The 14,957-nt window shown below is 43.6% G+C and carries 12 protein-coding genes; 10 read left to right on the forward strand and 2 right to left on the reverse strand.

Annotated elements, in window-relative coordinates; translation table 11 throughout:
* Positions 1-2: 2 nt before the first annotated feature.
* The 10 genes from nuoE (at position 3) to nuoN (ending at position 11,961) form a co-directional block, all read left to right on the forward strand.
* Positions 3-551 carry an NADH-quinone oxidoreductase subunit NuoE gene (gene nuoE / locus P3L40_RS09230; RefSeq protein WP_036958085.1) on the forward strand — a complete coding sequence of 183 codons (549 nt, stop codon included), beginning with the start codon at positions 3-5 and terminating at the stop codon, positions 549-551.
* A complete protein-coding gene (gene nuoF, locus P3L40_RS09235; RefSeq protein ID WP_136134381.1) occupies positions 548-1,906 on the forward strand; it encodes an NADH-quinone oxidoreductase subunit NuoF in 1,359 nt (452 codons plus the stop codon). The genes nuoE and nuoF overlap by 4 nt, the downstream gene beginning before the upstream one ends.
* A 98-nt stretch (positions 1,907-2,004) precedes the next feature.
* A complete protein-coding gene (gene nuoG / locus P3L40_RS09240; protein WP_272693259.1) occupies positions 2,005-4,728 on the forward strand; it encodes an NADH-quinone oxidoreductase subunit NuoG in 2,724 nt (907 codons plus the stop codon).
* Positions 4,728-5,705 carry an NADH-quinone oxidoreductase subunit NuoH gene (gene nuoH, locus P3L40_RS09245; protein ID WP_004912244.1) on the forward strand — a complete coding sequence of 326 codons (978 nt, stop codon included), beginning with the start codon at positions 4,728-4,730 and terminating at the stop codon, positions 5,703-5,705. Before nuoG ends, nuoH begins: the two co-directional genes overlap by 1 nt.
* Before the next feature lie 14 nt (positions 5,706-5,719).
* The gene (gene nuoI / locus P3L40_RS09250; protein ID WP_004259834.1) at positions 5,720-6,262 is read left to right on the forward strand and encodes an NADH-quinone oxidoreductase subunit NuoI; all 543 of its coding nucleotides are present in this window, start codon (positions 5,720-5,722) and stop codon (positions 6,260-6,262) included.
* A gap of 12 nt (positions 6,263-6,274) precedes the next feature.
* The gene (gene nuoJ / locus P3L40_RS09255; RefSeq protein ID WP_136134379.1) at positions 6,275-6,817 is read left to right on the forward strand and encodes an NADH-quinone oxidoreductase subunit J; all 543 of its coding nucleotides are present in this window, start codon (positions 6,275-6,277) and stop codon (positions 6,815-6,817) included.
* Positions 6,814-7,116, forward strand: coding sequence for an NADH-quinone oxidoreductase subunit NuoK (gene nuoK, locus P3L40_RS09260; RefSeq protein WP_004259841.1), 303 nt, complete (start codon positions 6,814-6,816; stop codon positions 7,114-7,116). Before nuoJ ends, nuoK begins: the two co-directional genes overlap by 4 nt.
* Positions 7,113-8,954 (forward strand): NADH-quinone oxidoreductase subunit L, encoded by a 1,842-nt coding sequence (nuoL, locus tag P3L40_RS09265; RefSeq protein ID WP_004259845.1) that lies wholly within the window; start codon positions 7,113-7,115, stop codon positions 8,952-8,954. The genes nuoK and nuoL overlap by 4 nt, the downstream gene beginning before the upstream one ends.
* A gap of 19 nt (positions 8,955-8,973) precedes the next feature.
* A complete protein-coding gene (nuoM, locus tag P3L40_RS09270; RefSeq protein WP_094962295.1) occupies positions 8,974-10,494 on the forward strand; it encodes an NADH-quinone oxidoreductase subunit M in 1,521 nt (506 codons plus the stop codon).
* 6 nt (positions 10,495-10,500) lie between these two features.
* Positions 10,501-11,961 carry an NADH-quinone oxidoreductase subunit NuoN gene (gene nuoN, locus P3L40_RS09275; RefSeq protein WP_004259851.1) on the forward strand — a complete coding sequence of 487 codons (1,461 nt, stop codon included), beginning with the start codon at positions 10,501-10,503 and terminating at the stop codon, positions 11,959-11,961.
* Positions 11,962-12,017: 56 nt separating this feature from the next.
* Here the strand turns inward: nuoN and P3L40_RS09280 are convergent, their stop codons facing one another.
* Both P3L40_RS09280 and P3L40_RS09285 read right to left on the reverse strand, forming a co-directional pair.
* Positions 12,018-13,001 carry an alpha-xenorhabdolysin family binary toxin subunit B gene (locus tag P3L40_RS09280; protein WP_004259854.1) on the reverse strand — a complete coding sequence of 328 codons (984 nt, stop codon included), beginning with the start codon at positions 12,999-13,001 and terminating at the stop codon, positions 12,018-12,020.
* Positions 13,002-13,012: 11 nt separating this feature from the next.
* Positions 13,013-14,221 (reverse strand): alpha-xenorhabdolysin family binary toxin subunit A, encoded by a 1,209-nt coding sequence (locus P3L40_RS09285; RefSeq protein WP_167732486.1) that lies wholly within the window; start codon positions 14,219-14,221, stop codon positions 13,013-13,015.
* Between the last annotated feature and the right edge of the window lie 736 nt (positions 14,222-14,957).

Raw genomic sequence — 14,957 nt, forward strand, 5'->3', positions numbered from 1 at the left:
CCATGCATAATGAACATAACGAAAATGAGAAGCACAACGAGCTCAATGTCGTGAATGTGTTTGAACCGCAAGTCAATCATGGCTTTGTCTTAACAGAGAAAGAGCGTGAAGAGATTGAAGGTGAGAAACACCATTACGAAGACGCACGTGCTGCCTCAATTGAAGCACTGAAAATTGTGCAAAAAAACCGCGGTTGGGTTGAAGATGGTGCGATCCATGCTATCGCTGACGTCTTAGGTATCCCAGCTAGTGATGTTGAAGGGGTGGCGACATTCTATAGCCAAATCTTCCGCCAACCAGTGGGTCGCCACATTATTCGCTATTGCGACAGTGTTGTTTGCCATATTACAGGTTATCAGGGCTTAGAAGCTGAAATCATTAAACAGCTTAATATTCGCCCGGGTCAAACAACAGCTGATGGCCGTTTTACATTGCTGCCGACCTGTTGCTTAGGTAACTGTGACAAGGGTCCAACGATGATGATCGATGATGACACTCACAGCTACGTGCAGCCTGAAAATATTCAAAAATTACTGGAGCAGTATCCATGACAAATTCTGTTAATCCAGTGATCCGTACTGCTGAAACTCATCCTCTAACATGGCGTTTGCGTGATGACAATCAGCCTGTTTGGTTAGATGAGTATCGCAGTAAAAACGGATACAAAGGTCTTGAGCGCGCGCTCAAAGGCATGGCACCGGATGAAGTTGTGAATCTCGTGAAAGACGCTGGCCTGAAAGGGCGAGGCGGTGCGGGCTTCTCAACAGGTCTGAAATGGAGCCTGATGCCAAAAGACGAAAACATGAAACTGCGTTACTTTTTATGTAATGCGGATGAAATGGAACCGGGCACCTATAAAGACCGTTTATTGATGGAGCAACTCCCTCACTTGTTAGTTGAAGGGATGATCACGGGCGCTTATGCACTTAAGGCCTACCGTGGTTATATCTTCTTACGGGGTGAGTATGTTGAAGCCGCGCAAAACCTGCGCCGTGCCATCGAAGAAGCGAAAGTGGCGGGTTTATTAGGAAAAAATATCCTCGGTTCGGGTTTCGATTTTGAACTGTTTGTCCACACCGGCGCTGGGCGTTATATCTGCGGTGAAGAAACCGCACTGATTAACTCTTTAGAAGGCCGCCGTGCTAACCCACGTTCTAAACCACCGTTCCCTGCAACATCAGGTGCTTGGGGTAAGCCAACTTGCGTTAATAACGTCGAAACCATTTGTAACGTGCCTGCCATTTTAGAGCACGGAGACCAATGGTATATCGATTTAAGCGCCGGTAAGAGTAAAGACGCGGGTACTAAATTAATGGGCTTCTCTGGCCGTGTGAAAAACCCGGGTCTGTGGGAATTGCCATTTGGTACGACGGCACGTGAAGTGTTGGAAGATTACGCAGGTGGTATGCGTGATGGACTGAAATTAAAAGCATGGCAGCCGGGTGGAGCAGGGACAGACTTCCTAACCAACGACCACCTCGACTTACCAATGGATTTCGAAAATATTGCTAAAGCAGGAAGCCGCCTTGGTACTGCATTGGCGATGGCGGTTGATCATGAAATCAACATGGTTTCTTTAGTGCGTAACTTAGAAACCTTCTTTGCTCGTGAATCCTGTGGTTGGTGTACGCCGTGCCGTGATGGTTTGCCATGGAGTGTGAAAATTTTACAAGCGCTGGAAAAAGGAGAAGGGCAGCCGGGGGATATTGAAACCCTAGAGCAGCTGTGCCGTTTCTTAGGACCGGGTAAAACTTTCTGCGCTCACGCACCGGGTGCGGTCGAACCGCTACAAAGTGCCATCAAATATTTCCGTGATGAATTCGAAGCGGGTATCTCGCAAAAAGATCTGCGTAACATCGTGCAGATTGCAGGTATCCAACCCAACTTGCTTAAGCAGCGTTGGTAATTATTTAGCGATTGAGCAACCGCTAAAGAGATTTTTCACGAAGAACGTATTTTTGATTAACGCCTGCTTTATGCGGGCCTTTGGGAAGCATGCTGACTATGGCTACAATATATGTAGACGGCAAAGAATATGACGTAAACGGGTCTGAAAACCTGTTACAAGCCTGTCTTTCTCTCGGGCTAGATATTCCTTATTTTTGCTGGCATCCGGCGCTGGGAAGCGTTGGCGCTTGCCGCCAGTGTGCGGTTAAGCAGTATCAAAACGCAGATGACACACGCGGTCGCCTAGTAATGTCTTGTATGACACCCGCAACGGAAGGGACTTACATCTCTATTGATGATGAAGAAGCCAAACAATTCCGTGAAAGTGTCGTGGAATGGCTGATGACCAACCACCCTCATGACTGCCCAGTCTGTGAGGAAGGCGGTAACTGCCACCTACAAGATATGACGGTAATGACCGGTCATAACATGCGTAAATATCGTTTTACGAAACGGACTCACATTAACCAAGACCTTGGTCCATTTATTAGTCATGAAATGAACCGTTGTATTGCGTGTTATCGCTGTGTTCGTTACTACAAAGATTATGCAGATGGCACGGATTTAGGGGTTTATGGGGCACATAACTATGTGTATTTCGGTCGTACTGAAGACGGTACACTGGAAAGTGAGTTCTCCGGTAACTTAGTTGAAGTTTGTCCAACCGGGGTATTCACCGATAAAACCCACTCTGAGCGCTATAACCGTAAATGGGATATGCAGTTTGCACCCGGTATCTGCCAACAGTGCAGTATCGGTTGTAACACTAGCCCTGGTGAGCGTTATGGTGAAATCCGTCGCATCGAAAACCGTTATAACGGCTCGGTAAACCACTATTTCCTCTGTGACCGTGGTCGCTTTGGTTATGGTTACGTCAACCGTAAAGACCGCCCTCGCCAAGCCGTACTCAATAAAAATGGCGTTAAGCAGGTCATCTCGGCTATCGAAGCGATGCAAAGTGGTGCGCAAATTATCAATCAAGCGAAAAAAGTGATTGGTATCGGCTCGCCGCGTGCTAGCGTTGAAAGCAACTATGCATTACGCGCATTAGTTGGAGCAGAAAACTTCTATTCCGGTATTTCTGCGGGAGAGCAGCGTCGTTTAGCATTAATGCAAAATATTCTGCAAAACGGCGGTATCTATACGCCAACACTGCGTGAAGTGGAAGGCTATGATGCGGTACTGGTACTGGGTGAAGATTTAACTCAGACAGGTGCACGCATGGCGTTATCTGTTCGTCAAGCCGTGAAAGGTAAAGCGCGTGAAATGGCCGCAGCGCAGAAAGTCGCTGACTGGCAAATCGCCGCTATCCAAAACATTGGCCAACACGCGAAATATCCGCTGTTTATTACCAATGTTGATGACACTCGTTTAGACGATGTGGCTGCCTTCAATTACCGTGCTCCAGTGGCTGACCAAGCGCGCTTCGGTTTTGCTATCGCCAATATGATTAATGGCGAAGCCCCTGCGGTGAATGATTTACCCGCAGACTTAAAAGCCAAAGTTGAAACCATTGCTCAAGCATTAGCCAGTGCGAAAAAACCATTAATTATCAGTGGTAGCCATAGTGCAAGCGAGGCAATGATCCAAGCGGCCGCTAACGTGGCATTCGCACTGAAAGCGAAAGGCGCGAACGTTGGGTTATCTTACTTAGCGTCTCATGCAAATAGTGTCGGTCTGGCAATGATGAATGCACAGCCATTAGACAGCGCTTTAGCTCGCATAGAAGCGAACGAAGCGGATGTGGCTATTGTTATCGAAAACGACCTGTACCGTCACAGCAGCGTGGATGCAGTCAATAGCGCATTAGCGAAATTGAGCCATTTGATTGTAGCGGATCATCAGCAAACTGACATCATGGATAAAGCAACATTAGTTCTGCCAGCAGCAAGTTTTGCTGAAGCAGACGGTACGTTGATTAACCAAGAAGGTCGTGCACAGCGTTTCTTCCAAGTCTTCGACCCAACGTATTACGACAAAGCTATCGTGATGAACGAAAGCTGGCGCTGGATGCATTCACTGCAAACTGAAGCGCAAGAGCGTGATGCGGATTGGTCTCAACTTGATCACGTTATCGCTGATTGTGTTGCCGCAATGCCACAATTCTCAGGTATGGTTGATGCCGCACCAAAAGCGTCTTTCCGTATTCGTGGTCAAAAACTGGCGCGTGAACCACATCGTTACAGTGGCCGTACAGCGATGCTAGCAAATCAATCTGTCCATGAACCTCGTCAACCGCAAGATATTGACTCTCCATTTGCTTTCTCAATGGAAGGGAACAACAGCCCAACCGCGCCGCGCCAGCAAATTCCATTTGCATGGGCACCAGGTTGGAACTCACCGCAAGCCTGGAATAAATTCCAAGCCGAAGTGGGGGGGCACCTGTTATTTGGTGACCCGGGTATCCGTTTGTTCAATTCAACAGAGAGCAAATTGGCTTACTTCACTGAAATTCCAGCGGCTTATCAAGCTAGCGAAGCGCAGTGGGTCGTCGCACCTTATTACCACCTGTTTGGCAGTGATGAAATGTCACAGCGTTCAGAGGTGATCCAAGAGCGTATGCCTGAGCCTTATATCATGCTGAACACGCAAGATGCTGTGGCACTGGGGCTGTCAGCGGGTGCTAAAGCTGAGTTTAGCCATGCAGGTCAAGCGTTTAACTTGACTGTTCGCCTCAGTAATCACCTGTCTACCGGTCAAATTGGCTTACCGCTAGGAATGCCAGGTATCGCACCGTCAATGGCTGGCGTGTCAGTCAATAATCTGCGGAGGGGAGCATGATGGATTGGATTTCTCCTGAAGTGATGGAAGTATTAATTTCCATCCTTAAATCTGTCGTCATTTTATTGGTTGTTGTGACTTGTGGGGCATACATGAGTCTGGGAGAGCGCCGTATTCTCGGTCTATTCCAGAACCGTTATGGTCCAAACCGCGTTGGCCCGTTTGGGATGGGCCAGTTAATCGCCGACATGTTCAAAATGCTTTTTAAAGAAGACTGGATCCCACAGTTCGCGGATAAGAAAATCTTTACGCTAGCACCAGTGATTGCGTTTTGTTCATTGTTCCTTGCATTTGCAATCGTGCCTGTCAGCCCGACTTGGCACGTAGCAGACTTGAACATTGGGATTCTATTCTTCCTGATGATGGCGGGTCTAGCGGTCTATGCGGTGTTATTCGCGGGTTGGTCAAGTAATAACAAATACTCATTATTAGGTGCGATGCGTGCGTCAGCACAAACCGTGAGTTACGAAGTATTCTTAGGCCTTTCTTTAATGGGTGTGGTTGCACAAGCAGGTTCATTCAACCTGATTGATATTGTGAACTCCCAAGAAGGCATGTGGAACATTATTCCTCAATTCTTTGGTTTTGTGACTTTTGCGATAGCGGGCGTTGCGGTATGTCACCGTCACCCGTTTGACCAACCAGAAGCAGAACAAGAGATTGCGGATGGTTACCACGTTGAATACTCAGGGATGAAGTTCGGTCTGTTCTTCGTTGGTGAGTATATCGGTATCGTAACGGTTTCTGCACTGATTGTGACGCTGTTCTTTGGTGGCTGGCATGGTCCATTCCTGCCGTCATTCTTGTGGTTTGCTATCAAAACTGGCTTTTTCATGATGATGTTTATCTTGATCCGTGCCTCTTTACCGCGTCCACGTTATGACCAAGTGATGTCTTTCGGTTGGAAAATTTGCCTGCCGCTGACACTGCTTAATCTGCTGGGTACTGCAGCAGTGATTTTATACAACGCTCAGTAAGGGGTGATTGAACCATGACATTGAAAGAGTTATTGGTCGGTTTCGCCACCCAAGTACGTAGTATTTGGATGGTCGGCCTACATGCGTTCGATAAACGCGAAACGCAAATGTATCCAGAAGAGCCGGTTTATCTGCCACCCCGTTACCGTGGTCGTATCGTGTTGACGCGCGATCCAGACGGTGAAGAGCGTTGTGTTGCATGTAACTTGTGTGCGGTAGCTTGCCCTGTGGGTTGTATCTCACTGCAAAAAGCTGAACACGAAGATGGCCGCTGGTACCCTGAATTTTTCCGCGTTAACTTTTCGCGCTGTATTTTCTGTGGTCTGTGTGAAGAGGCTTGCCCTACCACGGCAATCCAATTAACACCTGATTTTGAAATGGCCGATTGGAGACGTCAGGATCTGGTTTACGAGAAAAATGACCTGTTGATTTCAGGTCCGGGTAAATATCCTGATTATAACTTTTACCGTAAATCAGGTATGGCGATTGCAGGTAAAGACAAAGGTGAAGCGGATAACGAAGCGAAACCTATCAACGTCAAAGACCTGTTGCCATAAGGAGCGATATTCATGGAATTTACATTTTATATCGCCGGTCTAGTTGCCATTTTAGCAACTTTAAGGGTGATAACGAATACAAATCCGGTGCATGCACTGTTGTATCTGGTTGTTTCTCTGCTGGCTCTGTCAATGGTGTTTTTCTCCCTCGGCGCGTATTTTGCTGGAGCGTTGGAAATCATCGTTTATGCAGGTGCCATCATGGTCCTGTTCGTGTTCGTCGTGATGATGCTCAACCTAGGACGTTCTGTTCAAGAACAAGAGCGCGCTTGGTTGACGCCGAAAAACTGGATTGGTCCTGCTGTGTTATCCGCAGTTTTATTGGCTATCTTAGTTTACGGTATCACCTCATTGTCATATCAAGAAGGCATTGAGGGCACCATCATTGGGGCGAAAGAAGTGGGTATTAGCTTGTTCGGGCCTTACGTTCTGGCTGTCGAATTGGCGTCACTGTTACTACTAGCTGGTTTAGTTGTCGCATTCCACGTTGGACGTGACCGTAAAGAAAACGGTGCTGATCTTGTCAGTATCACGAAGGCGGAGGAGCAAAAATGATACCTCTAGAACATGGTCTGATTTTAGCGGCGATTTTATTTGTGATGGGGCTTAGCTGCCTTGTTATTCGCCGCAATCTGCTTTTCATGCTGATCGGACTGGAAATCATGATTAACTCAACTGCACTGGCATTTGTGGTTGCAGGGAGTTTTTGGGGGCAGCCAGACGGCCAAATTATGTATATATTGGCAATTACATTGGCTGCAGCGGAGGCGAGTATTGGATTGGCGTTGTTACTGCAACTCCATCGTCATCGTCAGAACCTGAATATTGATAAAGTCAGTGAGATGCGCGGATGAACCTACTCTATTTAACTATTCTGTTGCCTTTACTGGGGTCGGTGTTGTTAGCCTTCTCTCGTGGACGCTGGTCAGAAAACGTTTCGGCCATTATTGGTGCGGGGTCGGTCGGCTTAGCGGCCATCGTCGCATTCTATGCTGGCAATGAATTTTTAGCTCAAGACGCTGGTAGCGTGTTCATCCAACCTCTGTGGACTTGGATGTCTGTCGGTACCTTTAATATCCCATTCACCTTAATGTTAGATGGTCTATCTCTGACCATGTTAGGTGTGGTAACGGGTGTGGGCTTCCTTATTCATGTATACGCTTCTTGGTATATGCGTGGTGAGGAAGGTTACTCACGTTTCTTCGCTTACACTAACCTGTTTATCGCGAGTATGGTGGTTTTAGTTCTCGCTGATAACATGATGCTGATGTATCTCGGTTGGGAAGGGGTAGGGCTGTGCAGTTACCTGTTGATTGGTTTCTATTATACCAATCCAGAAAACGGTAAAGCCGCAATGAAAGCGTTCTTTGTCACGCGTATCGGTGATGTCTTCCTCGCAATTGGTATGTTTATCCTGTGGAATGAGCTCGGCACATTGAATTTCAGCGAAATGGCGGTGTTAGCACCTCAGAAATTTGCTGAGGGTTCGAGTGCGATCAATTGGGCAACCTTGATGTTATTAGGTGGCGCAGTCGGTAAATCAGCACAGTTACCATTGCAAACGTGGTTGGCAGATGCGATGGCGGGTCCTACGCCAGTTTCAGCATTGATCCACGCCGCAACCATGGTAACGGCCGGTGTGTACTTAGTGGCTCGTACCCACGTTCTGTTCTTATTAGCGCCAGAAGTTTTACATCTAGTTGGCGTTGTGGGCGCAGTGACATTAGTACTGGCAGGGTTTGCTGCACTGGTTCAAACCGATATCAAGCGCGTGCTTGCTTATTCCACGATGAGCCAAATCGGTTATATGTTTTTGGCTCTCGGTGTGCAAGCTTGGGATGCTGCGATTTTCCACCTGATGACGCACGCTTTCTTTAAAGCACTGTTGTTCCTGTCAGCAGGTTCGGTCATTTTGGCATGCCACCACGAGCAAAATATCTTCAAAATGGGCGGATTGCGTAAGCAAATTCCATTTATCTACGCTGTGATGTTGATTGGCGGAAGCGCACTGGCAGCATTGCCATTGTTTACTGCTGGTTTCTACAGTAAAGATGCCATTTTGTGGGGGGCTCAGCTTGATGGACAAACTGTATTGTTGTGGGCAGGTATCCTCGGTGCATTAATGACCGCAATTTATACCTTCCGTATGATTTTCATCGTGTTCCACGGTGAAGCAAAAATCAAAGCGCATAAGGTTAAAGGCATCACTCACACATTACCACTGGGCATTTTGGCTATCCTTGCAACGTTTGTTGGTGCATTAATCCACCAACCACTCGAAGGGGTATTCCCTGCAGAAGCGGCTGGCAGTGAAGACGGTAAAGTCTTACTCGAAGCGATTTCTGGCGGGTTTGCTATCGCTGGTCTATTAATTGCGGTATTCCTCTACCTGTTTAGACGTTCAATAGTCGATGCTATCGCGAAAACTGCGGTGGGTCGTTTCTTCAGCGCATGGTGGTACCAAGCGTGGGGCTTCGACTGGCTGTATGACGTAGTCTTTGTAAAACCGTTTAAAGGTATTGCATGGCTACTGGAAAGCGATCCGATTAACTCTCTGATGAATATCCCTGCACATCTTTCACGTTGGGCAAATAAAGGGCTTGCAGTGAGTGAAAACGGCCAAATCCGTTGGTATGTTGCCTCGTTGGGGCTGGGTGCAGTGCTGATTCTTGCTCTGCTGCTTTTGGTTTAATTAAGGGACACATTGCGCCATGCTATTACCCTGGCTAATACTCATTCCCTTCATCGGAGGCCTGCTAAGCTGGCAGGCTGACCGGTTCAGTCATCGCGCACCGCGCTGGATTGCACTGGCGACGATGGGAATAACATTAATACTCTCCGTGCAATTGTGGTTAGAAGGGAATTACTCTCTTGTTAATCCACAAGGGATTCCACAATGGCAATCTGTTTTCTTTATGCCGTGGATCCCGTCACTGGGAATTGACTTTCATTTAGCTATTGACGGTTTATCACTGCTGATGGTCGTATTAACGGCTATCATGGGGGCTTTCTCGATTCTGAGCTCTTGGAGTGAAAACCAGAAGAACCAAGGTGCGTATCACTTTAACCTGCTGTGGATTATCACAGGTGTGATGGGGATTTTCACCGCGGTTGACTTGTTCTTATTCTTCTTCTTCTGGGAGATGATGCTGATCCCAATGTACTTCCTGATTGCCAATTGGGGGCACAAAGGGTCAGAAAACAGACAACATATCAAAGCTGCGACTAAGTTCTTTATCTATACGCAAGCAAGTGGCTTGATCATGTTGGTTTCCATCATTGGATTGGCACTAGCGAATTACAATACTTCAGGCGTATTAACATTCGATTATAACCAACTGTTAGGCGCAGAGCTGTCTAGTAACGTTGCGTTTATGTTGATGTTGGGCTTCTTTATCGCCTTTGCCGTTAAAATGCCATTGGTTCCTTTCCATGGTTGGATGGCAGATACCCAAGAACAGTCGCCTACAGCGGGTTCCGTGGATATCTCCGGTATCATGCTAAAAACCGCAGCATACGGCCTGTTACGCTTTACTTTGCCTCTGTTCCCTGAAGCCTCTATCCAGTTCACGCCAGTGGCGATGACGCTGGGTGTGATCAGTATCTTCTACGGTGCATGGTTGGCGTTCAAACAAACGGATATCAAACGTCTTGCAGCGTACAGTAGCTTATCCCATATGGGCTTTGTGACAGTCGCTATTTACGCGGGTTCAACCTTGGCCTACCAAGGTGCTGTAGTTCAAATGATTACCAACGGTTTGTCTGGTGCGGCACTGATTATCATTAGTGGTCAACTGTATGAACGTACGCAAACTCGTGATATGCGCATGATGGGTGGATTGTGGAAACGCATTAAATGGTTACCAGGAATGTCCCTGTTCTTTGCTGCGGCAACGCTAGGAATGCCAGGTACAGGTAACTTCATTGGTGAATTTATGATCCTGTTTGGCAGCTTCAGCCAATTCACGTTAGTGACTTGTATTATGGTCTTTGGTGTGGTGTTTGCGTCTATCTACTCACTGTGGATGATGCAACAGACCTACTACGGTACACCTAAGTCTGAAAAAGAAATGAAAGGGTTAACGGCGCGTGAGTTTGGTGTGCTGCTGGCTCTGGCTGCTTTACTGGTTATTATCGGTTTCTACCCACAACCAATTTTAGATACATCAATTGGTTCGATGGAAACATTGCATAACCTGTATTCTGCTTCACTTACAACATTAGGGCTGTAATTCGCCATGACAATAACTCCTCAAGAACTGATCGCAATACTACCACTGATGATCGTCGGGTTGACGGCGGTGGTTGTGATGCTGTCCATTGCGTGGCGACGCGATCACCTTACCAGTGCCGCGCTGACAGTATCTGGCTTTGTTATTGCGTTGCTTTCACTGATTTGGGTAGCCGACGGCTACCTAATGGATGTGACTTCGCTTATCCGTGTTGATGGCTTTGCGCTGTTCTATAGTGCATTAGTCCTGATTGCAGGTATCGGTACCAGCATCTTTGCCTACCACTGGCTGGAAGGTTTTGGCGACAATAGAGATGAATTCCACTTGTTAGTTGCTATCGCGGTGGCAGGTGGTGTGCTGTTATCTATGTCAAACCATATGGCGTCGATGTTTATCGGTATTGAGCTGATTTCATTGCCACTGTTTGGCTTAGTTGCCTATACCTTTGAGCGCAGTCGCACATTAGAAGCTGGGATCAAGTACATGCTGTTATCTGCAGCAGCGTCTTCATTCCTGTTATTCGGAATTGCGTTACTGTATGCGGAATCGGGTAGCTTAAGCTTCGCAGCTGTTGGTCAAAGTCTTTCTGATAACCAAATTCACGCCCCATTAGTGATGATTGGTTTCGGTATGCTCATTGTTGGTTTTGGCTTTAAACTGTCACTGTTTCCATTCCAACTGTGGACACCAGACGTTTACCAAGGTGCGCCAGCACCAGTGTCAGCCTTCTTAGCAACCGGCAGTAAAATCGCTATCTTTGCCGTATTAGTGCGTATTTTTCTGGAAGCACCAATCGCCAATAGCAATACGTTAGCGATTGTGATTTCAGTGATTGCCATAGCATCTATCTTGTTTGGTAACTTACTGGCTATCACACAAAAAAGCGCAAAACGCTTACTGGGTTACTCATCTATCTCACATATGGGGTATTTATTGGTTGCCCTTGTTGCGTTACGTATCGACCCAGTAGCGTCACAAGTGACTATCGCAATCTACTTAGTGGGTTACTTGTTTGCAAGCTTAGGCGCATTTGGTGTTGTGAGTATCGTTTCAAGCCCTTACCGTGGTGATGACCAGGATGATTTCAGTGCATTCCGTGGGCTGTTCTGGCATAAACCCGTTCTAGCAACGGTAATGACTGTGATGATGCTGTCGCTGGCGGGTATTCCAATTACATTAGGATTTATTGGTAAATTCTATGTGATTGCATCTGCGGTGAATGCAGAGTTATGGTGGTTAACAGGAGCTGTAGTGGTTGGTAGTGCAATTGGCTTATATTACTACCTAAGCTTTATGGCTAGCCTATATAGCCGTGATGCAGAACATGCAGAACGTTATACAGGCCCTGAAAAAGCAACGTTAGGGACCGTTGTTGCTGTTATTTGCGCCATTGCGGTTATTGTCTTTGGTGTATGGCCACAACCTCTTATTGATATGACATCAACAGCACTTGCTGTGATTAACTAATAGGCCAAAATTTCCTATAGTTGATAAACCGGCTACTTTTGAGTAGCCGGTTTTTTTTAATCAGGTAACTGACGCTGATATTGGTATTCCATATCATCTAAAAAAGACATTAGTACTTGGCTTGCGGTATTGATCTTTTGAATATTCACTGTTTTTTCAGACGATTTTTCATTAATAAAATGGCACCATTCCCACCAATAATTCTTAATGAGGCCTATCTGAGTAATAATTGATAATTTATGTGAATCTATAGCGGTGATTTGTTCTGATAAGAGCATGAGTTGAGAAAGCTTAAATATTGTTTTATCAATGTGATTAACTTCTTCCTTTAATTCTAAAATTTGGTTTCCTAAATCTAGCCTGACCTCGACAAGTTGCGCAAATTCTAAACCATCATCAATGACTGATAATAAATTTTTAATAAAAGCAATGGCTGACTTTAATATTTGCTTTTTATTTGTTGGCATATCAATTGAGTCAATTAACTCATCATTTAACAAATGTTTTTTTAAGAAATCAGTGATTTTAGATTTTAAGATGATATCTTCTGCTGCGGTAATAACGGAGTGTTGCTGATTGATTTCGTTTATTTTTAGCATTTTACTATTTTTGGATGTGACTAGGAGTTCTTTTTGTTCTGCGTATTGCTGTAGTTTATGTTGGTTGCTTTCTTCCACATGAATGAGTGATAGAGAGTCGGTGGTGTAACTGAATTTGGTAATTATTCTTTCTAGCTCTAATTTAAAATCAATTAAATCCTCAATAAAGCTTGTGACTAAAATTCCGTCAGGTATATTTGTATTTTCACTATTTAATTCACTTTTTAAAATATAATTTAATTTTATTTTTAGCTTCGGTATCGAGTTTCTGATTGTTTCATTTATATTGAAAGTCTTACTTGCAATTTTTTGTATCTTTCCGTGTATGATAAAGTCATAATGTATTATATTTTTATTAAATGCGGAAATTTCATTTGACATATGCCTTAACTGATAAATATCAATGGAGGGCAATATCGGTAAATCAAGCTTATCTTGCATATGAGTACCTTTTATTGAGGGGGGGTGTTATTTGGTTGAATTTGGTCAAATAACGTTATTAAGTGTGTAGAGTATTCTTGAATGGTATACCAGGATGTAACAATTCGTTTGAAATGAGTAATGAATTTAATAAGTTTATCAGCGTTATTGATTTTTTTGAAAACCTCGATTGATTGGGTTATTTCAGTTAGGAGGACAAGCCACATATAATCTAAATGGTCAACGGCTAACCGTGCATCTTTAAAGAAACCATCGATTTTATGGAGGTTAATTTGAATATCAAAGATAACTTTTTTGATGAGTTCTTCTTTGTTAATTTGGTCGTTAATTGATTTTATTTCTGCTAATGTTTCATTTTTTCTTGCTCGAATTTTTTCAGCTTTCGAGCCAAAAATACTACCAGTAATAATGAGACCGATGACACCACCTGCTAAGCCGGTGAAGCTGAGTTTTACAAAATGTGAATACTCTTGTTCTAATTGCTGTAGTTCCTGCTTTTTCGTTTTAAGTAATTCTTGTAAGTAGCTATCTGTAATTTCATTATCAGTAGTTTCAAGTTGATTATATAACCCTTTAATATTAAACAATAATGATTCAACGTGTTGATAATTAGATAGATACCCACCTGTAATATGTACTCTAAAATCTGAAATGATATTTTTAATATTACTTGTCTTAATGGATTGCTCCTTAATATCATCTTTAATTAATTGTAAGATATTAGTTAGTTCAGTCGCTATTTGTTGGTCATCGCTTTGATAAAATATTTCATCTAACTCACTTTCATTAATATCATTCAAACTGTCTGATACCCTTTTCAATATAGGCATATGGTTTATATATTCAATAATCTGCCCTCCTGTATGTATAATGTTTCGGCTAGCTAGAGATAGGTTGACAGATTGCTCTTTAACATGTTGCTCGACATTATCCCAGGTATTGGCATGATCTCGAATATTGATAATGGTATTAATTAATTCGTCTGTATCTATTGGTAAAGTGGTTGATGAGGTAATACCAAACCATTTTAGAATATCATTTTTTTTCCAAGGCAAAGAAAGAGAGAAGTAAACATGGCGATGTATGCTAATTAAATCGTCTAATGTAAAAATACCGACTTCGCGGGTTGAAAGAGCATCTTGATTCGTTAATAAAGCTAAGGTTGTATGGCCTATATGCTCTTTTTCAATAATTCTGTCGTAATTTTCTTTTGTATTCATTTTAAAATCCATGTTGATTAAGTTAAGGATTGAACACTAATTTGTATTAGCACTATTGTATGGTTGAGTTACCTATTTATTGTAAATGAAAATATAAATTTCATATTTGTTAACCTACTAGAAATTGGCTGAAAGTTTTATACTAAAAAATGAAAAACAGAGCTAAAAAATAGCACTTTGAACAAGTCAATACATGTTTAAAATATTATTTTGTATTATATATATTTAGAAATCATCTATAGTGATACTAAATTAAATAACGCATAACAATATGATGATAATTAAAATTTACGGTGGTTTTACTTTTGAGGGCTAAATAGAATTGTAATGGAATATAGGTTTGCAGCTTAAATATAACTATGTTTCAAAATGGAATTCTTTTTGGATAAAAATGAAGCAATTTCGAGAGGGAGGAAAGAAGAAAGAGGATAAAATCACATTTTCCATTAATTAAATGAATGGAATGACGTGTAATATATATAATAAGCTATACTATCAACAACCTGAACCTCTATTCGTGTAACAAGGTTGGTTTTGATGTGATTTCTCTTGGCTATCGTCATTTGGGGCATAAGCGATAATTATAGTGATGTACTAAAAACAATTTGTTTATTGCAGATAATCTGTTTTTAGTGCTGAACCGGTGACATAGCATTTACTGTTAGTCATCAATGTATTAAAAAATGGTTTTGCGCTATATAATAACGCGTAGTGAATTTGTGTGATGTAGCAGTGG

The sequence above is a fragment of the Providencia sp. PROV040 genome (assembly GCF_032706145.1).
In the GTDB taxonomy this organism is placed as follows: domain Bacteria; phylum Pseudomonadota; class Gammaproteobacteria; order Enterobacterales; family Enterobacteriaceae; genus Providencia; species Providencia hangzhouensis.